Source organism: Dyella sp. OK584 (assembly GCF_057787755.1).
Genome location: NZ_CM173542.1, coordinates 3,954,147 through 3,976,307 on the forward strand (window position 1 = coordinate 3,954,147; position 22,161 = coordinate 3,976,307).

At 62.0% G+C, this 22,161-nt stretch carries 15 protein-coding genes; 6 read left to right on the forward strand and 9 right to left on the reverse strand.

What is annotated here, in order from left to right; translation table 11 throughout:
- The first annotated feature begins 23 nt into the window (after positions 1 to 23).
- From tdh to kbl, 3 genes are all read left to right on the forward strand, one after another.
- A complete protein-coding gene (tdh, locus tag AC3CBN_RS17835) occupies positions 24 to 1,058 on the forward strand; it encodes an L-threonine 3-dehydrogenase (RefSeq protein WP_488634327.1) in 1,035 nt (344 codons plus the stop codon).
- A gap of 185 nt (positions 1,059 to 1,243) precedes the next feature.
- Positions 1,244 to 4,915, forward strand: a complete 3,672-nt coding sequence (locus AC3CBN_RS17840; RefSeq protein ID WP_488634328.1) for a DUF748 domain-containing protein — start codon at positions 1,244 to 1,246, stop codon at positions 4,913 to 4,915.
- A 217-nt stretch (positions 4,916 to 5,132) separates the two neighbouring features.
- Positions 5,133 to 6,326, forward strand: coding sequence for a glycine C-acetyltransferase (kbl, locus tag AC3CBN_RS17845; protein ID WP_488634329.1), 1,194 nt, complete (start codon positions 5,133 to 5,135; stop codon positions 6,324 to 6,326).
- Between the two features lie 142 nt (positions 6,327 to 6,468).
- On the opposite strand, the gene AC3CBN_RS17850 is transcribed toward kbl, so the two are convergent.
- The 4 genes from AC3CBN_RS17850 to AC3CBN_RS17865 all read right to left on the reverse strand — a co-directional run bounded on the left by AC3CBN_RS17850 (position 6,469) and on the right by AC3CBN_RS17865 (position 11,674).
- Positions 6,469 to 7,248: a pseudouridine synthase gene (locus tag AC3CBN_RS17850; RefSeq protein WP_488636765.1), complete on the reverse strand. Its 780-nt coding sequence runs from the start codon at positions 7,246 to 7,248 to the stop codon at positions 6,469 to 6,471.
- Between the two features lie 182 nt (positions 7,249 to 7,430).
- Positions 7,431 to 8,537 (reverse strand): OmpA family protein, encoded by a 1,107-nt coding sequence (locus AC3CBN_RS17855; RefSeq protein ID WP_488634330.1) that lies wholly within the window; start codon positions 8,535 to 8,537, stop codon positions 7,431 to 7,433.
- A 350-nt stretch (positions 8,538 to 8,887) separates the two neighbouring features.
- Positions 8,888 to 10,012 carry an OmpA family protein gene (locus tag AC3CBN_RS17860; RefSeq protein ID WP_488634331.1) on the reverse strand — a complete coding sequence of 375 codons (1,125 nt, stop codon included), beginning with the start codon at positions 10,010 to 10,012 and terminating at the stop codon, positions 8,888 to 8,890.
- 210 nt (positions 10,013 to 10,222) lie between these two features.
- Positions 10,223 to 11,674 (reverse strand): bifunctional 2-methylcitrate dehydratase/aconitate hydratase, encoded by a 1,452-nt coding sequence (locus AC3CBN_RS17865; protein WP_488634332.1) that lies wholly within the window; start codon positions 11,672 to 11,674, stop codon positions 10,223 to 10,225.
- 665 nt (positions 11,675 to 12,339) lie between these two features.
- On the opposite strand from AC3CBN_RS17865, the gene acnD reads away from it, so the two are divergent.
- The 3 genes from acnD to AC3CBN_RS17880 all read left to right on the forward strand — a co-directional run bounded on the left by acnD (position 12,340) and on the right by AC3CBN_RS17880 (position 17,381).
- Complete coding sequence (gene acnD, locus AC3CBN_RS17870; RefSeq protein ID WP_488634333.1) at positions 12,340 to 14,934, forward strand: Fe/S-dependent 2-methylisocitrate dehydratase AcnD; 2,595 nt, start codon at positions 12,340 to 12,342, stop codon at positions 14,932 to 14,934.
- Positions 14,935 to 15,101: 167 nt separating this feature from the next.
- Entirely contained in the window at positions 15,102 to 16,289 is a 1,188-nt protein-coding gene (prpF, locus tag AC3CBN_RS17875) for a 2-methylaconitate cis-trans isomerase PrpF (RefSeq protein ID WP_488634334.1), read from the forward strand.
- Between the two features lie 405 nt (positions 16,290 to 16,694).
- A complete protein-coding gene (locus AC3CBN_RS17880; protein WP_488634335.1) occupies positions 16,695 to 17,381 on the forward strand; it encodes a TerC family protein in 687 nt (228 codons plus the stop codon).
- A 39-nt stretch (positions 17,382 to 17,420) separates the two neighbouring features.
- Here AC3CBN_RS17880 and AC3CBN_RS17885 read toward each other — a convergent pair whose 3' ends face one another.
- The 5 genes from AC3CBN_RS17885 to AC3CBN_RS17905 form a co-directional block, all read right to left on the reverse strand.
- Positions 17,421 to 18,902 carry an acetate kinase gene (locus AC3CBN_RS17885; RefSeq protein WP_488634336.1) on the reverse strand — a complete coding sequence of 494 codons (1,482 nt, stop codon included), beginning with the start codon at positions 18,900 to 18,902 and terminating at the stop codon, positions 17,421 to 17,423.
- Positions 18,903 to 19,008: 106 nt separating this feature from the next.
- Positions 19,009 to 19,596, reverse strand: coding sequence for a hypothetical protein (locus tag AC3CBN_RS17890; RefSeq protein WP_488634337.1), 588 nt, complete (start codon positions 19,594 to 19,596; stop codon positions 19,009 to 19,011).
- A gap of 10 nt (positions 19,597 to 19,606) precedes the next feature.
- Positions 19,607 to 20,293 (reverse strand): C39 family peptidase, encoded by a 687-nt coding sequence (locus tag AC3CBN_RS17895; protein WP_488634338.1) that lies wholly within the window; start codon positions 20,291 to 20,293, stop codon positions 19,607 to 19,609.
- Positions 20,290 to 20,709 (reverse strand): hypothetical protein, encoded by a 420-nt coding sequence (locus AC3CBN_RS17900; protein ID WP_488634339.1) that lies wholly within the window; start codon positions 20,707 to 20,709, stop codon positions 20,290 to 20,292. Before AC3CBN_RS17900 ends, AC3CBN_RS17895 begins: the two co-directional genes overlap by 4 nt.
- Before the next feature lie 136 nt (positions 20,710 to 20,845).
- Positions 20,846 to 21,814 (reverse strand): hypothetical protein, encoded by a 969-nt coding sequence (locus tag AC3CBN_RS17905; protein WP_488634340.1) that lies wholly within the window; start codon positions 21,812 to 21,814, stop codon positions 20,846 to 20,848.
- Between the last annotated feature and the right edge of the window lie 347 nt (positions 21,815 to 22,161).

Consider the following 22,161-nt stretch of genomic DNA (forward strand, 5'->3'; position numbering starts at 1 on the left):
CGCCCTTCCCCCACGGAAATCCCATGCCTCAGATGATGAAAGCCCTGGTCAAGCGCAAGCCCGAGCAGGGCATCTGGATGGAAGAAGTGCCCGTTCCCGAGGTCGGCCCCAACGAGGTGCTGATCAAGATGGAAAAGACCGCGATCTGCGGCACCGACCTGCACATCTACAAGTGGGACGACTGGTCCCAGCGCACCATCAAGCCCGGCCTCACCATCGGCCATGAGTTCGTCGGCCGCGTCGTGGAGATCGGCCCCGGCGTCACCGGCTACAAGATCGGCGACCGCGTTTCGGCCGAAGGCCACATCGTGTGCGGCCATTGCCGCAACTGCCGCGCCGGCCGCCAGCACCTGTGCCCCAACACCGTGGGTATCGGCGTGAACCGCAATGGCGCGTTCGCCGAGTACATGACCATGCCAGCCTCGAACCTGTGGCCGATCCCGGACCAGATCCCCTCCGAGCTGGCCGCGTTCTTCGACCCCTACGGCAACGCCGCGCATTGCGCGCTGGAGTTCGACCTGATCGGCGAAGACGTGCTGATCACCGGCGCCGGCCCGATCGGCATCATCGCCGCGGGCATCGCCAAGCACGTGGGCGCACGCAACGTGGTGGTCACCGACATCAACGACTATCGCCTGAAGCTCGCGGCCGACATGGGCGCCACCCGCGTGGTGAACGTGGCCAACCAGTCGCTGAAGGACGTGATGAAGGACCTTCACATGGAAGGCTTCGACGTGGGTCTGGAAATGAGCGGCAACCCGCGCGCCTTCAACGACATGCTCGACTGCATGTACCACGGCGGCAAAATCGCCCTGCTCGGCATCCTGCCCAAGGGCGCGGGCATCGACTGGGACAAGGTGATCTTCAAGGGCCTCACCATGCAGGGCATCTACGGCCGCCGCATGTATGAGACCTGGTACAAGATGACCCAGATGGTGCTCACCGGCTTCCCGCTGCAGAAGGTGCTCACCCACCAGATCGCCATCGACGACTTCCAGAAGGGCTTTGACCTGATGGATGCCGGCAAATGCGGCAAGGTCGTCTGTTCCTGGAACTGAGTTTCCACGAAGCCATCACATAACGCCCTACTCCACCGGTTTGCCGGTGGAGTAGACGTTCTTCGGTCAGGATCGCCCTAGTACACTGGCCGTCAGTGCGGCCGACAGAATCGCCGGGATTGTGAAGGTGTAGGGCCAGAAGGCCACACACGGTCGGCACGCGATGTCATGGGAGCATCGTCGGTATGGCTGACCTCTTCAGCAACCCCCGTTTGGCAGCGGGACGCGACCGCGCCCTGACCGTCTATCGATCGCATCGCGTGCGCAAGACGCTGCTGATCCTGGCCATTGTGCTGGTGATCTTCGGGCTGCTCGGCTTCCTCGCCGCGCCATCCATCATCCGCGGCCAGATCGAAAAGCGCGCCAGCGCTGCGCTGCAACGGCAGGTAACGCTAGGGGCCGTCCATCTCAATCCGTACACGCTACGCGTGCAACTGGATCAACTCCACATCGCCGACCGCGACGGTAAATCGGCCTTCGTGGATATTGACCAGACGGTGATCAATGCCTCGTGGACTTCCATATTCCGCATGGCGCCAGTGCTGGACGAACTCGCCCTGCAACATCCGCGACTCCACATCGTGCGCACGGCAGACCAGCGTTTCAACTTCAGCGACATCATCGACCGCTTCGCCGCGCAGCCGTCCGATCCCAAGGCGCCGCCCACGCGCTTTGCGCTATCCAATATCAGTGTGCATAACGGCGACATTGCGTTCGACGACCAGATGCTGAAGGCCGATCATCATGTCGAGCAGCTGGAGCTCGGCATTCCCTTCATTGCCAACCTGCCCAGCGATACCGACGTGTTCGTGCAACCGCTATTGGCCATGCACGTGGACGGCAGCCCGCTGCATATCGAAGGCCACGCCAAGCCGTTCGCGGACAACCGCGAGTCCACTGTCAACTTCCAGCTCGACAAGCTCGACCTGTCGCGATACATCGGCTATGTGCCGACGCCGTTGCCCATCGCCATCCCGAAAGGTCTGCTCAGCGGCAAGCTGGATCTTCATTTCGTACAGGCCAAGCCTACGACGCAACTGCAGCTCACCGGCCGCCTGCAACTGGACGAATTCGTACTCAACAGCAGCAACGGCCAGGCCATCCTCAGCCTTGGCAAGGGCACGGTCGACTTTTCCGATGTGCAACCGCTGCAGTCGCGCTACGTGCTGGGCACGCTAGCGCTGGATCACGCACAGCTCTATTACTCTGCGGGCCCCGAAGGCCACAGCAATTTCGATACGTTGACGGCAGCCCCGGCCAAGCCAGATGCCGACAAGAAAGCGGAGCCGACAGATTTGCGCATCGCTTCGATGACGCTCACCAACAGCGCCATCCATTACACCGACGCCGCCGGAAGCAAGATCGACCTGGGCAACCTGCGAGGAAACATGCATGGGCTGAGCATGCAGGCAGCCCCCGCGGCGAATCTGGACGTGACGGCGCAGTTTTTCGGCGGCGATGTTTCGCTGAAGGGCACGGTGGATCTTGCCAAGAGCAAGCTGGCCGCCGCATTAAACGTCAAGCAGGTCGACATGGCGCCCATGCAGGCCGCTACCTATCAGGGCGTGGCCGCACGCGTGACCAAGGGCAAGCTCGACGCCAATGGCAAGCTGCAGGTGGGCTGGGGCACGCCGTTCAACGTGCATCTTGCCGACGCGCACGCGACGGCGACCGACTTTGCGATGGAGCCGCAGTTCAAGGGCCATGCATCGCCGGTGGCATGGAGCACCCTGGAGGCGGAGATCACCCAGGTCGACCTGGCCACACAACAGGCCCAACTGGGCACGGTCAAGGCCAGCGGCCTCAGCCTCGACGTGCAGCGCGACAGCAACAAGCACATCAGCGTGGTGGATCTGTTTGCCGCCAAGAACGCACCCAAAAAGCCGGTGGCCAGCGGGCCGCCGTGGCACTGGAACATAGCGCATCTCGCTTTCGATAAAGCTGCCATTGCCGTGACCGACATGGCGTCCGGCGACAAGCCGGTGAAGATCAAGATCGACTCGGTCAGCGGCGGCATGGACAACCTGAGCGACCGGCTCGACGAGCCGCGCGAGATGAAGTTGTCGGGCACGATCGACAAGGGCACATTCACTGCGAACGGCAAGCTGCAGCCTCTACCCACGCTGGCCGATATCCAGCTAGAGACAAAGCGGCTGGACATCTCCAACTTCGAGCCCTACATCAGCGTACCGCTGAACGTCACCATCTCCAGCGCACGCATCAGCAGCAGCGGCAAGCTGCACTACGACGGTCGCGGCACCGAACCGAAGTTCACCTATCGCGGCAACGCAGCGCTGGAGCAGGTACGCGTCCAGGACAAACTCACCGGCGACGATTTTCTGCGATGGCGGACGCTCAGCGCCTCCAACCTCGACGTGGTCTACGGTGAAGGCGTCCCGCGCATGCACATGGGCGGGCTGGTGCTCAGTTCGTTCTACGCCCGCATGATCATCAACGCGAACGGCAAGCTGAACCTGTCTGATGTGGTGGCTAAACCTGAAGAGGCGCCGGTGTCGGTTACCCGAGCCGAGAGCACGACGGCCACCGCACCCAAATCACAGACACCAACGCCGCCACCAGCAAAGGCGCCAGCCACCGCGACGACTGCGGCTGCCACCGCTGCGCCCTCGACGCCAGCGGGACCGGCGGCTGATATGCGCATCGGCGGCATCACACTGATCAATGGCCAGCTCAACTACACCGACAACTTCATCAAGCCCAACTACACCGCCAATCTCACCAAACTCACGGGCAAGATCGGCGCCATCAGCAGCACGCCTGGCGAACCGCCCGCCGAGCTATCGGTGCAAGCGGCGCTGGATGACGACTCGCCGGTGGACATCGACGGCACCATCAACCCGCTGCAGCCGGTGGCCTTCCTGGATATCAAGGGCAAGGCCAACGACGTCGAGTTGACCAGACTCACCGCCTATTCCACCAAATACACCGGATATCCGATCACTGGCGGCAAGCTGACGATGGATGTCCACTACATGCTGGACCAGCGCAAGCTCAACGCCGACAACCACATTTTCATCACCCAGCTGACCTTTGGAGATCGCGACGAAAGCCCTGGCATCCAGCATCTGCCGGTGAAGCTTGCCGTAGCGCTGCTCAAGGATCTCAACGGCAATATCGACGTGGATGTGCCGGTGTCCGGCTCGCTGGACGACCCGCAGTTCAGCATGGGCGGCCTGATTTGGCGCGCCATCGGCAACCTCATCGCGAAGGCCGTCACCGCACCATTCCGTTTGTTGGGTGCGGCGTTCGCTGGCGGTAGTCACGAGGATCTGGGATATGTGGAGTTCGACCCCGGTTCGGACGTGCTGGACAGCAAAGCGCAAGAAAGGCTCGGCAAAGTCGTGGCCATGCTCAACCAGAAGACGGCACTGAACCTGGACATCATCGGCCGCGTGGATCCGTCCAAGGATCAGGACGGGCTGCGCAAGTTCACGGTGGACTACCTGGTCCGCCGCGCGAAAGTCGAAGACCAGTCGGGCAAGAACGCCGACACGTCCAATGCTGCGCTGTCGGCCGTCAACGTCACTCCGGACGAGTACGAGAAGTACCTCAAGCGTGCCTACAAGAACGACGACTTCCCGAACAAGCCGAAGAACATCATCGGCCTGAAGAAGTCACTCGAACCCGACGAGATGCGCAGCCTGATGGAAACCAACGTGTCGGTGGACCCCAAGGCCATGCATGACCTGGCCGAGCGGCGCGCTGCCTCGGTACAGGCGTGGATAAAGGGCAAGCTCGACGATAAGCGCGTCTCGATGAAGGAACCCGTGCTGGATACCAAGGGCATCGACGACAACGGCAAGACAACGCGAGTGGAGTTCGGCCTCCATCAGTAATGGGCGGAGATGAGTGCCATCTCCGCCCCGCGACGCCCCCGGTAGGAGCGCGCCCTGTGCGCGACCGCAACATCTGGCTGATACCGCTAAGCCAAACCGTCGCGTGCACATTGAGCTGGCGCGGACTGCAGACCTTCACGCCAAACTTTTCCCCTTTTCCTTCACAGCCCGGCCCTGCTGGATCAAAATAGACCTTTGTCCCGTTGGAATTTCCCCCATGAGCTACCCCGGCCAGTCGCGCTTCGTCAGCGAACTCGAATCGATCCGTGAGCAGGGCCTGTTCAAGGCCGAGCGCATTATCACCTCGCCGCAGTCGGCGAAGATCCGCCTGGACAGCGGCAAGGAAGTGCTCAACTTCTGCGCCAACAATTATCTGGGCCTGGCCGATCACCCCGAGGTGATTCAGGCCGCGAAGGATGCGCTGGATAGCCACGGCTTCGGCATGGCTTCGGTGCGCTTCATCTGCGGCACGCAGGATCTGCACAAGCAGCTGGAAAAGAAGATCGCCGAGTTCTTCGGCACCGAGGACACCATCCTCTACGCCGCTTGCTTCGACGCCAACGGCGGTCTGTTCGAACCGTTGCTGGGCGAAGAGGACGCGATCATTTCCGACGCGCTCAACCACGCCTCGATCATCGACGGCATCCGTTTGTGCAAGGCAAAGCGCTTCCGTTACGCCAACTGCGACATGGCCGATCTGGAAAAGCAGCTGCAGGCCGCCGATGCCGCCGGGGCGCGCACCAAGCTGATTACCACCGATGGCGCGTTCTCGATGGACGGCTTCATCGCTCCGCTCGACCAGATCACTGCACTCGCGCAGAAATACAACGCGCTGGTGCATATCGATGAGTGCCACTGCACCGGCTTCCTCGGCGACACGGGCCGCGGTTCGGCCGAAGTCAGCGGTGTGTTGAACAAGATCGACATCATCACTGGCACGCTGGGCAAGGCGCTCGGCGGCGCGCTGGGCGGCTTCACCACCGGTCATCGCGAAGTGATCGAGATGCTGCGTCAGCGTTCGCGCCCGTACCTGTTCTCCAACTCACTGCCGCCGCATGTGGTGGCTGCGGGGATCAAGGTGTTCGACATGATGTCAGCCGCTGGCGATCTGCGTGATCGGGTGAAGGAAAACACGCGTTACTTCCGCGAGCAGATGATCAACGCCGGCTTCGACATCAAGCCGGGCGTGCACCCGATCGTCCCGGTGATGATGTATGACGCCAAGAAGGCACAAGCGATGGCGTCCGAACTGTTGGAAGAAGGTATCTACGTCACCGGCTTCTTCTATCCCGTGGTGCCGCAAGGCCAGGCACGCATCCGTACGCAGATGAGCGCGGCACACACGCGTGAACATCTCGACCAGGCGATTGCAGCGTTTACCAAGGTAGGCAAGAAGCTAGGCGTGATCTGATCCCGTATGCCCTCTCCCCTCCGGGCGACCCGAAGGTAGTCCCTGTGGGAGAGAGGGCTAGGGTGAGGGGCCAATCTTGCGATAGCGCGCGAGCAGAGCGGGCTCTATCGGCGAGCCTTGCCGCGAGCACCCGCCCCTCACCTCAATCCTCTCCCCGGAGGGGAGAGGAAGCGGACAGAGCCTGCACTTCACTGGGTTCCAGATGACGCCACTGGCCTTTCGCCAGCTCGCCCAGCACCAACGGCCCGATCGCTACGCGAATCAACCGCAGCACGCTGATGTCATACGCCGCCAACAACCGACGAATATGCCGGTTGCGTCCTTCGTCCAGCACAATCTCCAGCCATGCATTCTTCTCCCCGCTGCGGAGCAATACCGCACGCTTGGCGGTCAGACGCTCGCCCTGCTCCACCACGCCCGCCACCAGTCGATCCAGCAATGCCTGATCGGGAATGCTGTCGATCTGCACGTGATAGGTCTTGTCCACGTGATGCCTGGGCTCGGTGAGCTTCGCTGCCCACACGCTGTCATTGCTTAAAAGCAGCAAGCCCTCGCTGGCCTTGTCCAGTCGCCCGACCGGGCCTAGCCATGGCAAGCCTGCTTCTTTCATCAGGTCATAGACGGTGTCGCGGCCACGTTCGTCCGCCGCACTCACCACAATGCCGCGCGGCTTGTTGAGAGCCAAATAGATTCGAGTCGCGGCACCGACCAGTTCGCCATCGAGACTGAGGCGTTGACGGTCAGGATCAGTCGGCCGCTCGGGATCGAGCACCACCTTGCCGTCAACGCTTACCCTGCCTTCGCGCACCGCCTTTTCCGCCTGACTGCGTGAGCACACGCCAAGCTTGCTGAGCACGCGCGCCAGCCCGTGGCGTGGCGTTGCCGTCGAGCGTGGAGTTGTGTTCGATCGAAAAGGACGCATAGGCACGAGGTGAGCGAAGACATCGATAATGGCGCCAGCGTCATGGTAGGCGATCGGTGCAATCGATGCTCAAGTGAAGCGGGCGGGGCCGGCGGGCGACTCTCATCGATCAGAGTCGCGCCATGCGCAAAAAGAAAAGCCCGGCTTGCGCCGGGCTTTTCGGTACTACAAGACAAGTCCGATTACTGCTGGACCTGCAGCTCCGTACGACGGTTACGGGCGCGGCCGGAATCCGTGTCGTTGCTGTCGATCGGATCGTTCTTGCCGTGGCCGATCGGGCCTTCCAGACGGTTGGCAGCGATGCCATGGCCGGTCAGGTAGTCGTACACGATCTTCGCGCGACGCTCGGAAAGATCCTGGTTGTACGCGTCCTTGCCCACCGAGTCGGAGTAGCCGGCCACGGTGACGTGCACCTGCGGGTAACGCTGCAGGGTGTCGACAGCCTGATCCAGAACAGCGATCGAGTCAGCGGTCGGCTCGGCCAGCGCCTTGGCGATGTCCTTCTCGCCCTTCTTCGGACGGTCGAACTTGAAGTTCACACCACGCAGGTCGATCACGACCTTCTGCGGGCAACCATCCGGACCGACGATGGTACCGGCCGGCGTGTTCGGGCACTTGTCGTCGCAATCGTTGACGCCATCGCCATCGCTGTCGAGCTTCGAGCAATCCGGAGCAGCCGGCGGCGGAGTGGCAGCCACCGGAGCAGCGGCCGGCTCGCCGAAGCGAGAAACCAGGCTGAAGCCCAGGAACCAATCGCCGTAGCCGTTCTTGCTCGGCTGGGTCTTGTCGTCCCAGTCGTAGCGGTAGCCGGCTTCGATGCGGATGTCTGAGCTGTCGGTGATGGTCTTGGACACGCCAGCGCCGATCTCGGCGGCCGGTGCCCAGCCATTGTCGACACTATTCTGGTGGTAGCTGCCCATCACGCCCACGAGAGCGTACGGACGCCATGCGTTCCAGTCGCCGTAGTAGAAGCGAGCGGCAACGCCGACGTTGTTGTTCGCCCAACGACCGCCGCCAGCGGCGTTGTCACGGTCACGCTTGGTGCGGTCAAAGAACAGATCAATCGAGGTGTTCGGGGCAATAAAGCGACCCACACCGAGGCCGTAATAGACCTGGCGGCTGTTGGTGTCGCGATCGCTATCGTTGTAGTAGCCGCCCACGGTCGGAGCGATGTACCAACGGCCGTCATAGCTCGGCGTGGTCGCACCGGCAGTGTTGTCTTGCGCGTGAACGGCACCTACGCCGCCCAGGGCCAGGGCAATCAGGAAATACAAGCCCTTACGATTCATCAGGTGTCTCCTAGTTTATTGGTATTAGCGTCCGTTCCCACCCCAGACGGAAGCGCGCGTCAAAACTGACTTCTACTTCCAAGGACGTAAATGTCCCTCGCATTGCGCCTGATCAAAGTGTCACAAGATCGCAATGGCGGCGAAGTGTAGCAAAACCGTTAAGTGCATCGCACACATAGCGAGACGGTGTTGGTGAGCCAAGGTTCAGGCAAGTACTGTTTGCGTTGTGCGCTAGCGTGCTGGATGCGACAACATGCCACGCAGGCGATGCACGCTATTCACTTGCACGCGGCCGAGAAAAGAAAAGCCCGGCTTGCGCCGGGCTTTTCGGTACTGCATGACAAGTTCGATTACTGCTGCACTTGCAGCTCCGTACGGCGGTTGCGGGCGCGGCCAGCATCCGTGTCGTTGCTGTCGATCGGATCGTTCTTGCCGTGGCCGGTTGGGCCTTCCAGACGGCTGGCGTCGATACCGTGACCGACCAGGTAGTCGTACACGATCTTCGCACGACGCTCGGACAGATCCTGGTTGTACGCATCCTTGCCCACCGAGTCGGTGTAGCCGGCCACGGTGACGTGCACCTGCGGGTAACGCTGCAGAGTGTCGACAGCCTGGTCGAGAACAGCGATCGAGTCCTTGCTCGGTTCTGCCAACGCCTTGGCGATGTCCTTCTCGCCCTTCTTCGGACGGTCGAACTTGAAGTTCACACCGCGCAGATCGATCACGACCTTCTGCGGGCAACCATCCGGACCGACGATGGTACCGGCCGGCGTGTTCGGGCACTTGTCGTCGCAATCGTTGACGCCATCGCCATCGCTGTCGAGCTTCGAGCAATCCGGCGGCGGCGGCGGCGGTGCAACTACCGGAGCAGCAGCGGGTTCGCCGAAGCGAGACACGATGCTGACGCCCAAGAACCAGTCGCCGTAGCCACTCTTGTTCTGGGTCTTGTCGTCCCAGTCGTAGCGGTAGCCACCTTCGACGCGAAAATCAGAACTGTCGGTGATGGTCTTGGACACACCGACGCCAAGTTCAGCGGCCGGATCCCACCCATTGTCGACACTGTTCTGGTGGTAGCTGCCGATCACGGCACCGAGCAGGTACGGACGCCAATCGGTCCAGTCGCGGAAGTAATAACGGGCAGCGACGCCCCAGTTGTTATTAGCCCACTTGTCGCCGTTGACGCGTGTGCCATTCAGGAAAGCGTCCCTGTCGCGTTTGGTGCGATCGAAGAACAGGTCGAGCGAGAAGTTGGGGGAGAAGAACCGACCAACGCCAAGGCCGTAGTAGAACTGGCGGCTGTTGGTGTTGCGGTCGGTGTCGTTGTAGTAGCCACCGACGGTCGGGGCGATATACCAGCGGCCGTCATAGCTTGGCGTTGTGGTCGGAGCGGAACTGGAAGTGTTGTCCTGCGCGTGAACGGCGCCGGCGCCGCCCAGGGCGAGGGCAATCAGTAGGTACAGGCCCTTACGTTTCATCAGGTGTCTCCTCGTTTATTGGTGTACGCGTCCGTTCACCCCAGACGGGAAAAGCATCAATCGTGAAATTCAATTCCTATCGAATCCACGAACTTGACTTCGAACCTATGAAGCTTGTTTTTACCCGAAACGGGCGCGGAGTAGTTTAGCAAAAGTTAAACAATTGCAAATCGACCCCAAACGCCCGTTCATTTTCACGTCACGCCGTATTTACAACGTGAAGAGAGCCAGGAAATCCTGAACCGGCATGGCGTCCAGCTTGGCTGGGTCCGCCGTGGCGCCCAGAATGGCCTTCACCCGGTGGGCTGGCAAGTGGCCGCGTATGGCCGCCTCGAACTTCTTCAGCAGCACCGGAATACCCTCGGCGCGGCGCTTGCGGTGGCCGATCGGGTAGTCGATGGAGACCTTTTCGGTACTGGTGCCGTCCTTAAAGAACACCTGAACCGAATTGCCGATGTAACGCTTTTCCGGATCGAAATAGTCCTTGGTGAACTGCGGATTCTCGCTGACCACCATCTTGTCGCGCAGCGCGTCGATGCGCGGGTCGGCGGCCACCTCATCGTTGTAATCATCGGCGGTGAGACGGCCAAAGATCAGCGGCACAGCCACCATGTACTGGATGCAATGGTCGCGGTCGGCGTAATTGGCCAACGGACCGGTCTTGTCGATGATGCGCACGCCCGCTTCCTGGGTCTCCATCACCACCTTCTCGATCTGGTCGATCTTGCCGGCGAGCTGACTGTGCAGCTTCATGGCGCACTCGACCGCGGTCTGGGCATGGAATTCGGCCGGGAAGCTGATCTTGAACAGCACGTTCTCCATCACGTAGCTGCCAAACGGACGCTCAAACTCGAACGCTTTGCCCTTGAAGGCGACGTCGTAATAGCCCCAGGTCTTCGCGCTGAGTGCCGACGGGTAGCCCACCACGCCGCGATACACCGCGTTGATGGCATGGGTGACGGCGCGACGACACGCATCACCGGCGGCCCAGCTCTTGCGGGGACCGGTGTTCGGCGCGTGGCGATAGGTGCGCAGTGCACCGTTGTCGATCCAGCTATGGGAGACAGCGGTGGTGATCTGTTCCTTGTTGCCACCCAGCATCGCCGTGGCGACCGCCGTGGAGGCCAGGCGCACCAGGATCACGTGGTCCTGGCCGACGCGATTGAAACTGTTCTTGAGCGCGTAGCAGCCCTGAATTTCATGAGCCTTGATGGCATAGGTGAGCACATCGCGCACTGTCATCGGCTTGCCGCTCTCACGCTCAGCCTTGCGGCTGAGGTAGTCGGCCACGGCGAGAATGCTGCCAAGGTTGTCGGACGGATGACCCCACTCGGCGGCCAGCCAGGTGTCGTTGAAGTCCAGCCAGCGGATCTGCGTGCCGATGGCGAACGCCGCCTGCACCGGGTCGAGCTCATGGCTGGTGCCCGGCACGCGCGCGCCGCCAGGCAGATTGGCGCCCGGCACGACCGGGCCCAGATGCTTGACGCACTCGGGGAACTTCATCGCCAGCATGGCCGTGCCCAGCGAGTCGAGCAGCATGTAGCGCGCAGTGTCGTACGCCTCGGTGGAGTCGATCTTGTAGTCGACTACATAGTTGGCGATATCGACCATCGGCTGGTCGGGATCGGGACGCTTGGCGGAGCGGATGTCATGCGCACTCATGGGGATATCTCGCGGCTACGGGAAGATGCTGCCCAGATTGTATGGACAGGTGACCCCACTTGTCGGGAACACGTAACTCTGTCGCTTTCCTCAACTGCCGGTTTTGCAACGAAATTAGCGACAGCCAGGTAGTGGTGAACGCGCGCCGGCCGCAACGGCGTTTGCGCCATCTTGCGCCTCCGCAACGCGGTTAAGCCACTCGATGGCCACGTCACCCGACGAAACATGAGTGCCCCCTTGCCTCAGTTCCGTTCCGTTACCACGCCGCCACGCTGTTCTATTGCCGCGCCGCGAGCTTGGCGCCATGTTCCTGCGGTACGGCCTGAGCGAGCTTTTGAGGACGACCGACGGAACAGAGAAGATGCGCGAATCACTGCGCGAACGCAGGCCTTGGTTGGGTCGCGCCTGGGAGGGTGCGTTACAATAACGAGCTAATAGTGCGATTTCTCGATCGTGCCTTTGTCACGGGTGTGGTTTCGCCTTGGTCGCCGGCACGGGCACTTCAGCTGTTGGGACACGCGCAGGGTGCCACTTCCATCCGGGGGGGGCGTGTGCGGCCATGGTCCACGAGACTGGCCATAAGTGCCGATCGAGCAGCGGCGGGCGCGCGCCGAGTATCAGCCTGCGGTCAGCCGGGCGTTTATCTCTAGGGGTTCTTGATATTTATGCATACCGTCTACCGCCAAACTCTCCCTGGCACGTCGCTGGATTATTTCGATGCACGTGCCGCCGTGGAGGCGATCCAGCCAGGCGCCTATAACGCGCTGCCCTATACCTCGCGCGTGCTCGCCGAGAATCTGGTGCGCCGCTGTGATCCGGCGATCCTCACCGAGTCGCTCAAGCAGCTCATCGAGCGCAAGCGCGAGCGCGATTTCCCCTGGTTCCCTGCACGCGTGGTATGCCATGACATTCTCGGCCAGACGGCATTGGTCGACCTTGCCGGCCTGCGCGACGCAATCGCCGAGCGTGGTGGCGACCCGGCCAAGGTGAACCCAGTGGTGCCGGTGCAGTTGATCGTCGATCACTCGCTGGCGGTGGAGTGCGGTGGCTTCGACCCGAATGCGTTCGCGAAGAACCGCGCCATCGAGGATCGCCGCAACGAGGACCGTTTCCACTTCATCAACTGGACCAAGAAGGCGTTCGAGAACGTCGACGTGATCCCTCCGGGCAACGGCATCATGCACCAGATCAATCTGGAGAAGATGTCGCCGGTGATCCAGGTGCAGAACGGTGTGGCCTATCCCGATACCTGTGTGGGCACTGACAGCCATACGCCGCACGTGGATGCGCTCGGCGTCATCGCCATCGGCGTGGGCGGACTGGAGGCAGAGAACGTGATGCTCGGCCGTGCCTCGTGGATGCGCCTGCCCGACATCATCGGCGTGGAGCTCACCGGCAAGCGACAGCCCGGCATCACCGCCACCGACATCGTGCTTGAGCTCACCGAATTCCTGCGCAAGCAGAAGGTGGTCGGCGCGTACCTGGAGTTCCGCGGCGAAGGTGCGGCCAGCCTCACGCTGGGCGATCGCGCCACCATCTCCAACATGGCACCCGAATACGGTGCCACCGCCGCGATGTTCTTCATCGACGGCCAGACCATCGACTACCTGCGCCTCACTGGCCGCAGCGACGAACAAGTCAAGCTGGTGGAGACCTACGCCAAGGCCGCGGGCCTGTGGGCCGACACGCTCATCGCTGCGCAGTACGAGCGCACGCTGACGTTCGACCTGTCCTCCGTGGTGCGCAACATGGCTGGCCCGTCCAACCCGCACAAGCGCCTGCCCACCTCCGATCTCGCTGCGCGCGGCATCGCCGGCCAGTGGGAAGAAAAGCCGGGCCAGATGCCCGATGGCGCGGTGATCATCGCCGCCATCACCAGTTGCACTAACACCAGCAACCCACGCAACGTGATCGCGGCGGCGCTGCTGGCGCGCAACGCCAATGCGCGCGGCCTCACGCGCAAGCCGTGGGTGAAGAGCTCGCTCGCGCCAGGGTCCAAGGCGGTGGAGCTGTATCTGAAGGAGGCGAACCTGCTGCCAGAACTGGAGCAGCTCGGCTTCGGCATCGTCGCGTTCGCATGCACCACCTGCAACGGCATGTCTGGCGCGCTCGATCCGGTGATCCAGCAGGAGATTATCGAGCGCGATCTTTACGCCACCGCCGTGCTGTCCGGCAATCGCAACTTCGACGGTCGCATTCACCCGTATGCCAAGCAGGCCTTCCTGGCTTCGCCGCCGCTGGTGGTGGCTTACGCCATCGCCGGCACCATCCGCTTCGACATCGAGCAGGACGTGCTTGGCGTTGACGCCAACGGTCAAGCGGTGATGCTCAAGGACATCTGGCCCAGCGACGAGGAAATCGACGCGATCGTTTCCTCCAGCGTGAAGCCCGAGCAGTTCCGCAAAGTCTACGAGCCGATGTTCGCTCGTACCGGCCACGTCGGCACCAGCGCCGCGCCCCTGTACGACTGGCGTGCACAGAGCACCTATATCCGTCGTCCGCCATACTGGGAGGGCGCCCTCGCAGGCGAGCGCACGCTCAAGGGCATGCGTCCGTTGGCAGTGCTCGGCGACAACATCACCACCGACCACTTGTCGCCGTCGAACGCAATCATGCTCGACAGCGCAGCGGGCGAGTACCTCGCCAAGATGGGCTTGCCGGAAGAGGACTTCAATTCGTACGCGACCCATCGCGGCGATCACCTCACCGCGCAGCGCGCCACCTTCGCCAACCCCACCTTGCTCAACGAGATGGCGGTGGTCGATGGCGAAGCGAAGAAGGGTTCGCTTGCCCGCGTGGAGCCGGAAGGCAAAGTCATGCGCATGTGGGAAGCAATCGAAACCTACATGGAGCGCAAGCAGCCGCTGATCATCATCGCCGGTGCCGACTATGGCCAGGGCTCGTCGCGTGACTGGGCCGCAAAGGGCGTTCGCCTGGCGGGCGTTGAAGCGATCGCGGCTGAAGGCTTCGAGCGCATCCACCGCACCAACCTGATCGGCATGGGCGTGCTGCCGCTGGAGTTCAAGCCAGGCACCAACCGCACGACGCTGGGCATCGACGGCACCGAGACCTTCGATGTGGCCGGCGAGCGCACGCCGCGTGCGGACCTCACGCTGGTCATCCACCGCAAAAACGGCGAGCGCGTCGACGTGTCGGTAACCTGCCGCCTGGATACCGCCGAGGAAGTGTCGATCTACGAAGCTGGCGGCGTGCTGCAGCGCTTCGCGCAGGACTTCCTCGAGGCTTCGCAAGCGGCCTGACCGCTGGCTGCGATATGAAAGGCCTTGGCGACCTTCGTTCTTGCCCGTCATTCCTGCGAAAGCAGGAATGACGAGTAGGTGAGGCACCCGAGTAGCATCAACTCGCATTCGTGACTCCACTGCGCATATGCGCAGGCGCGGACCAGTCACCACAGGAAAACATACCCATGGAATCGCTTCCCCAGATCCGCATTCCCGCCACTTACCTGCGCGGCGGCACCAGCAAGGGCGTGTTCTTCCGCCTCGAGGACCTGCCCGAAGTGGCGCAGGTGCCGGGGGCCGCGCGCGATGCGCTGCTGCAACGCGTGATCGGCAGTCCCGATCCCTACGGCAAGCAGATCGACGGCATGGGCGGCGCCACCTCCAGCACCAGCAAGACGGTGATCGTGTCCAGGAGCAGCCGCCCAGACCATGACGTGGACTACCTGTTCGGCCAGGTCGCCATCGACAAGGCCTTCGTCGACTGGAGCGGCAACTGCGGCAACCTGTCGGCGGCAGTTGGCCCGTTCGCCATCGCGGGTGGCCTAGTCGATCCCACGCGCTTGCCGCGCGACGGCATCGCCATCGTGCGCATCTGGCAGGCCAACATCGGCAAGACGATCATTGCCCATGTGCCGATGACCGACGGCGCGGTGCAGGAAACTGGTGATTTCGAGCTGGACGGCGTGACTTTCCCTGCCGCCGAAGTACGACTGGAGTTCATGGACCCAGCCGCCGAGGAAGAAGATGGCTCGGGCGGCGCAATGTTCCCCACCGGGCACCTCGTCGACGACCTGGAGGTGCCGGGCGTCGGCACGCTCAAGGCGACCATGATCAACGCCGGCATTCCCACCATCTTCGTCGAAGCCTCCGCGATCGATTACACCGGCACGGAGCTGCAGGACGCCATCAATAGCGATGCCAAGGCGCTGGCGATGTTCGAGGCTATTCGCGCGCACGGCGCGCTGCGCATGGGCCTGATCGGCTCGCTCGAGGAGATCACCACGCGCCAGCACACACCCAAGGTGGCCTTCGTCGCCAGCCCGGCCGATTACATCGCGTCGAGTGGCAAGCCGGTGAAGGCGAGCGACATCGACCTGCTCGTGCGCGCGATGTCGATGGGCAAGCTGCATCACGCCATGATGGGTACGGCGGCGGTGGCCATCGGCACCGCCGCGGCCATTCCAGGCACGCTGGTGAATATGGCGGCCGGCGGTGGTGAGCGCCTGGCGGTACGCTTTGGCCATCCGTCGGGCACGTTGCGGGTGGGAGCTGAAGCGGTGCTGATTGACGGTACGTGGACCGTCACCAAGGCAGTCATGAGCCGAAGCGCGCGCGTGCTGATGGAAGGCTGGGTGCGTGTGCCTGCGGGGTGAACCCGCAAGGATGACTGGCTCGCTTGCGCCACAGCGACATGGTTAGGCAACTTCGACAATCGTTTGCGCCAAACGACCGAATTAAACCATCCCGACACCACTCGGCGGCCAGCCAGGTGTCGTTGAAGTCCCGCCAACGGATCTGGGTGCCGATGACATACGCGACTTGCTTAAGAGGCGCGGCTTGACTGGTGCGCGTACCGACATCGACAATAGATAAATACTGATCCCAAAAGGGAGTAGTTCCGGGCACGAACTCTTTCGTGTCCTTGCGGTGGTCGTCATCACGGGCAGCACTCTGCCCCGGTCACCGCAGCGGCCTTGCCGCGAACGAGACTTTTGCGGTGATGGCGGGCCGCGCGTGTCCGTCGTTACCGCAATTGTCCAACGCGCAGAGACATCCGCATGGAATTTACCGGTACCGATTTCCTTTCTGGCCTGCTGGCCATTGTGCTGCTTGACCTGGTGCTCGCTGGCGACAACGCCATCGTGATCGCCATGGCTGCGCGCAACCTTCCCCGTAGCATCCAGAAGAAAGCCGTGCTGTGGGGCACCGTGGGCGCCGTCGCGGTGCGAGTCCTTCTGACAGCCATCGTGATCTATCTGCTCAAGCTGCCGGGCCTCATGCTGATTGGCGGCCTGCTGCTGCTGCCGATTGCCTGGAAACTGCTGCAGTCCGAATCCAAGCCCGCCCATGACGTCGATGCCGCCAGCGGCTTCTGGCCCGCCATGCGCACCATCGTTGTGGCCGATGCTCTGATGGGGCTGGACAACGTGCTTGCCGTCGCAGGCGCTGCGAAAGGCCACATGCTGCTGGTAATCATTGGGCTGGCGATCAGCGTGCCGTTGGTGGTGTGGGGTTCGACGCTGCTCCTGCGACTGATCGAGCGCTTCCCGATCATTATCTACATTGGTGCAGCAGCCATCGCGTGGACCTCGGCACGCATGATCGCGCACGACCTCTGGCTGGTGCGGTGGTTCGAGGCACATGCGTGGGCGACTTATGCCCTCGATGCGCTGCTGGTGGTCGGCGTATGCATGGGCGGCTGGCTGGCGCAGCGCCGACGGCTGCTACTACGCGAGGGTCTCTGATCGCAAAGGCATCTTTTTCCAAAGCGACCGGACGATGCGTTAGTACATCATCGGAACACGCACGGTCACCGTCGCGTCAGGCGTGTCGCGGGTAACGCCTACGCCCAACGTGAAGTTGAGCGTCCGCTTCTCGTTGAAACGCCATGAGCCACCAATCAGGAGCGTGCCGAGTACGGTCTTGGTCGAACCGGCCACGTTGTGGTTGTTCTGTTTGGTGGCACCGATGAAGCTCTGGTCGTAGCCAATGCTGATCGATGCTTTTTCATTGAGCGAAAGACCCATGCCCACGCTGACATCGACGATATTGCCCGGTTTGATCTTGCCCAGATCCTCCGTACCACCCGCCAGGAGATGGCGGGTCACGTTGTCGCGCGGCACGTTGTAGAGGTAGCTGAAGTTACCGAAGAACACGACCGGGTCACTGGGATAGAGCCAGGTTACGCCCGGCTGGATCGCCCAGAAGCCCGTGCCGCTGGGCTGATGCAACGGCAGACCTGTGCCGGTGGCCTCAAGGGTCGCTGTGTCGATCGCGCTCTCCACGCAACGCTGCACGCAGTCGGTGGTGACTTCGAACGGATCCTTGCCGGTGTTCGACTTCACGCGCAGCCAGCCTACGTAGTACGCCTTGTCCGGACCGCCAACATTGAGCTGGTAACGAGCCGTTGCCTCGACGTCACCCAGGCCATTGCCGCTGGAACCGAATGCCCTGTCAGTGGCTGAGCCGGTGAAGATCTCGCGGCTGACTGTGTCGGTATGCTGGTAGACATACGGCACGCGTATTTCCACCTCCAGCCGATTGGTGATGCCATAGCGACCGGTCAGCCAGCCGATCTGCGTGGTGGTCTTGACCTGACGCGCATCAATCAGGCCAATGAGGATGGCGGGAATCACCGTATAGCCGACCAGTGCCACGCGATCGACCGATGAATAGCCATACTGGTATGCCGGTTCGAGGATGATGCTGCCCTTGGGCGTGAGCACACCGGGCTGCTGGAAGATCGGCGCCACTTCCGGTGGTCGAGTGTCAGGCCTGGGTGCCTCGCCGACCGGTTGCGTCTGCTGCGGGTCAGGCGACGGCGCGTTGGACGCCACCACCTGCGCAGCCGGCATGGGCAACGCCGAGGCTCCCGCTCCACCGGCAGCGATGTTGCCGGCGCGTTGCTTGTCTAGCACCTCCATGCCCACGGCTTGTCGAAGCTGCTGGTAGTCGCTCTCCTGCTTCGCCAGCGCGCGCTTCATCGCATCGAGCTGTTCGATCTGCGCGCTGATCTGGCTGCGCATCGCATCGATGCGCTCGCCTTGCTCAGAGACCTTCTTGCGGATGTCGTCCGACGCCACCGCCGCAGGAGCCGCCGGTGAACCAGGCGTACTGGTGGTGTTCGCAGGTATCGCTGCAGGCTGTGTGGCCGCTGCTCCGTCCTGCCCTACCGGCGCTTGTTGGGCCGCGACAGGCAGGCCGAGCGTCACCAGCCCTGCACATCCTGCCGACCAAAGGTATCGCCACGCTGAGTGTCGCATCATGCTTCCTCATGACTCATGGTTCGAAGTCGTACAGACGAATGCGCCGCGGGTATCGGCCGCGGCGCATTCGCGGTGGAAAACGACTCGTGGCGGTGCTCGTCCCATCTCAATGCCCCAGGGACTGCAACTGTGCCTGCTGCATCGCATCCTGAAAATTCGTCTGGCGGAATGCGTTGAGCGTATTGACCGTGGTGTTGAGCGTGGTAATGCTCTGGACGTTCTGATTGTTGAGCGTGTTCTGTATCACCGTCGCGGCCGTCGTCTGGGGAAGCGCCGAAGGCTCGAAGATGTTGTTGGGCCCGATCTGAGTCAAGGACACTGAATTGAGTGCCGTCGCCATCGCCTGGGCCTGCGGGGCCGTTATGTGTGCGATGTCGGGTACATTGAAGCTGGTGGAAGTGACAAGGTTGCCGTTGACGTAAACCGCGCGGTCGATACCGAATGACGCGAGCAGACCGTTGCCCACGTCATAGCCTCCGCGAGTCTCATCCAGCGTCTCCTGGCTGACTGGCGCCCAGCCAGCCAGATCATCAGTCATCAGCTTGCTGGCGGCCGCGTCGGCAAGAACTGGAGCTGGCGTACCGGCAGGTATTGCCATCGACGCCGCTGCTTCCTGCGCTTGCGCGCCCACCGTCCATGGCCCGCCCGCCAGCAGGATCGTGCCAAGACAAACGACGTGCGTGACCGATTTCATCGTCATCTCCTCAGATATCGCCCGGCCCTTTCTTGGGCATCACCATGTTGTAGAGGCCGTTGCGATCGACGGCAGTGCCGAGCGGTGACTGCGGCGCCACTTTCCAGTCGTTTGGGCTGTTGAATACCGCCAGGTTCCGGCGGTTGTGAATCACGAAGACAAGTCCGTTCTTCCACATGGTCATGAATCGGTTGACCGCGATCACGCGCGTGCCGCGCGCAGGGTCTCCGATGAGCACGCGGTCGTTGCGCACGCCTTTGATGACGACGAAGTGGTGATAGCCCTTCTCATCGATCAGTACGATGGCAGGCAGCTGTTCTTCTACGAGCTTGTCCAGCGGCACCTTGAAGCCATCGGCGTCGAAACCGTTCGCATCCAGGAATCGCTTGATATCCAGCAGGGAAAAGCCTTCCCTGTTGATCTTGGCCTGATCCCCGTGTGTGTACATCTGCTCGAACGCCACCTGTTCGTTCATGGGGTAGCCATACTGATAGGTCAGCAACGTGGCCACCGCGGCCGAGCCGCAGCTGAAATCGTATTTCTGATGGATGGTGTTCTTGTAGCGAGCCTCCTTGAGGCTCGTAAGATGCACCGTATACGTGCCGCCCTGGCCACCCACCACGCCCATCGGTGTCGAGGCATGGCTTTCCAGCGGCAGCGCCGCCATTACAATAAGCAGCGCCGCCAGCTTGTTCATGGCTTGAACTGGACGTTGAGCACGGTAGCGTTCTGGATGAGCACGTTGCTACCGGAATTCTGGATCACGGTCGGAATACCGGTCGCGCCGCTGAATGAGCCGCCCATGATCACGTTGTCGCCGGAAATCACGTGATCCGCACTGTCATTGGTGACGGTGCCTGTGAGCGTAGTGTTCTGTATGACCAGGGTGCCTCCGCTCATGCCGGCCAGCGTGGAGTTGTCCACACCCTGCCCTATGTCACCCGTCAAGCTTTCGCCTTCGAACCTGGCTGCGGCGGTATAGACGGCAATGGGTGAGTCGGTACCGTCGGCGAGATATGCGGACGGAATATGCGCGTCTTCCGCGCAAAGAATTGCAGGTATGGTTGCTACGCAAAAAGCAGTAACACCAAGCGTCCACTTGAAGGATTGCACGGCACTGTCTCCCAGGGTGCGCAAGCACCCCTACTGGTCAGAGCGGACTGCTACTTCAGCCGTCATCTCGGATAACTTTTGGCAGTACCAAGCACGATGGAGCGCATCCGCTCCATCGTGCCGGGTTCCCTACTACTTAGTGACCGAGGTTCAGGTTGGCCTGAACATTCACACTCTGCTGTACCAGCGAAGCTGCGCCGCTGTTCTGCGCGAGGATCGACACGCCTGCTGCCGCCATGGCTGAACCGTTCATCTGGTTCGACATGTCGAACGTGCCAGCATCGGCATATGCCGTGCCGCCTGCGCCGCCCGCACCGCCTGCACCGCCCGAGCCCGCGCCACCGGTGCCACCAGTGCCTGAGCCACCAGCGCCGCCAGTACCTGCGGTCGCATCAGCTGCGCCGCTCGTGCCACCGGTTGAGGTCGCTGCGCCACTGGTATTGGTGTTGGTGCCACCCGTACCAGCACCAGCTGCCCAACTGCCTGCACCACCCGTCGCCGTGCTGGTGTTGGTACCGGCGCCACGAGCCTTGGCATGAGCATTGCCTTCGTTGTCGCCATTGCTCTTGCCACCCCAACCACCGGCGTAACCCTCGGCATCACCGCTGGACGCACCGCTGCCACCGGCCTTGCCGCTACGCGCGTCGGCGTCGCCGCCCGACCCGCCGCGACCACCGTTGCCGCCGATCGCCTTGCCGCCTTCGCCCTTGCCGCCGCTACCACCGCGACCGCCATTGGCATCGCCGTAGTTCTTGGCGACGTTGCCGATGTCGCTTACACGGACATGGGAGACTTCACCGCTGAGTTCGCTGTTGGCTACGGCGATGTTGGTGTTGAACGCATCTGAGAACGTCGAGGTCGCCGTGCCACCATTATTGGCTGCCGCGGTGCCCATTCCCCATGACTTCGCGTCGCCCGAGTTGAAGGCGTCCGTGAAGGTCTTGGTTGAGGTCTTGGTTACGGTCTTGGTGTGAGTGCTCGAGTTGGTGTTAGTCCTCGAGTCAGTGAGAGTGCTGCTGCCATGAGATTCGTTGTCGTCCGCGAATGCCGGTAATGCCAATCCCAATCCCAGCACAATCGCAGTTGCTATCAGAGTCTTACGCATAGTCATTACTCCTGGAACGATGCGGTGACCCCCCGTGTTGCTGGTGTTGCCGATCCAGCACGTAATGATCGCAACATGCGTGCCATGACGCCGATCCGTATGTTCGCCAGCACGATCTCTACGAAATCAGCCGCTTGGGGAGACTCATGACCACTGAGTCTGGCTTTGGTCAGGCAGGCCAAAGTCCGAAGTGATTCATCTCTGTTACACACCCCATCGACCTAATGCGAAGAACCCTTCATAAACGCCCGGACATGAGACCGGGAATCAGTGCGTTGCCGTGCACTGCTCACCAAACGTTTTGCTGTGGAACGGCTGTATCAATTGCTTTACACCCGTGCACACAA

What these genes read in the sequence shown, in the direction of transcription:
- tdh (WP_488634327.1), top strand. Translation starts at nt 24, where the DNA reads ATGCCTCAGATGATGAAAGCCCTGGTCAAGCGCAAGCCCGAGCAGGGC.
- AC3CBN_RS17840 (WP_488634328.1), top strand. Translation starts at nt 1,244, where the DNA reads ATGGCTGACCTCTTCAGCAACCCCCGTTTGGCAGCGGGACGCGACCGC.
- kbl (WP_488634329.1), top strand. Translation starts at nt 5,133, where the DNA reads ATGAGCTACCCCGGCCAGTCGCGCTTCGTCAGCGAACTCGAATCGATC.
- AC3CBN_RS17850 (WP_488636765.1), bottom strand. Translation starts at nt 7,248, where the DNA reads ATGCGTCCTTTTCGATCGAACACAACTCCACGCTCGACGGCAACGCCA.
- AC3CBN_RS17855 (WP_488634330.1), bottom strand. Translation starts at nt 8,537, where the DNA reads ATGAATCGTAAGGGCTTGTATTTCCTGATTGCCCTGGCCCTGGGCGGC.
- AC3CBN_RS17860 (WP_488634331.1), bottom strand. Translation starts at nt 10,012, where the DNA reads ATGAAACGTAAGGGCCTGTACCTACTGATTGCCCTCGCCCTGGGCGGC.
- AC3CBN_RS17865 (WP_488634332.1), bottom strand. Translation starts at nt 11,674, where the DNA reads ATGAGTGCGCATGACATCCGCTCCGCCAAGCGTCCCGATCCCGACCAG.
- acnD (WP_488634333.1), top strand. Translation starts at nt 12,340, where the DNA reads ATGCATACCGTCTACCGCCAAACTCTCCCTGGCACGTCGCTGGATTAT.
- prpF (WP_488634334.1), top strand. Translation starts at nt 15,102, where the DNA reads ATGGAATCGCTTCCCCAGATCCGCATTCCCGCCACTTACCTGCGCGGC.
- AC3CBN_RS17880 (WP_488634335.1), top strand. Translation starts at nt 16,695, where the DNA reads ATGGAATTTACCGGTACCGATTTCCTTTCTGGCCTGCTGGCCATTGTG.
- AC3CBN_RS17885 (WP_488634336.1), bottom strand. Translation starts at nt 18,902, where the DNA reads ATGATGCGACACTCAGCGTGGCGATACCTTTGGTCGGCAGGATGTGCA.
- AC3CBN_RS17890 (WP_488634337.1), bottom strand. Translation starts at nt 19,596, where the DNA reads ATGAAATCGGTCACGCACGTCGTTTGTCTTGGCACGATCCTGCTGGCG.
- AC3CBN_RS17895 (WP_488634338.1), bottom strand. Translation starts at nt 20,293, where the DNA reads ATGAACAAGCTGGCGGCGCTGCTTATTGTAATGGCGGCGCTGCCGCTG.
- AC3CBN_RS17905 (WP_488634340.1), bottom strand. Translation starts at nt 21,814, where the DNA reads ATGCGTAAGACTCTGATAGCAACTGCGATTGTGCTGGGATTGGGATTG.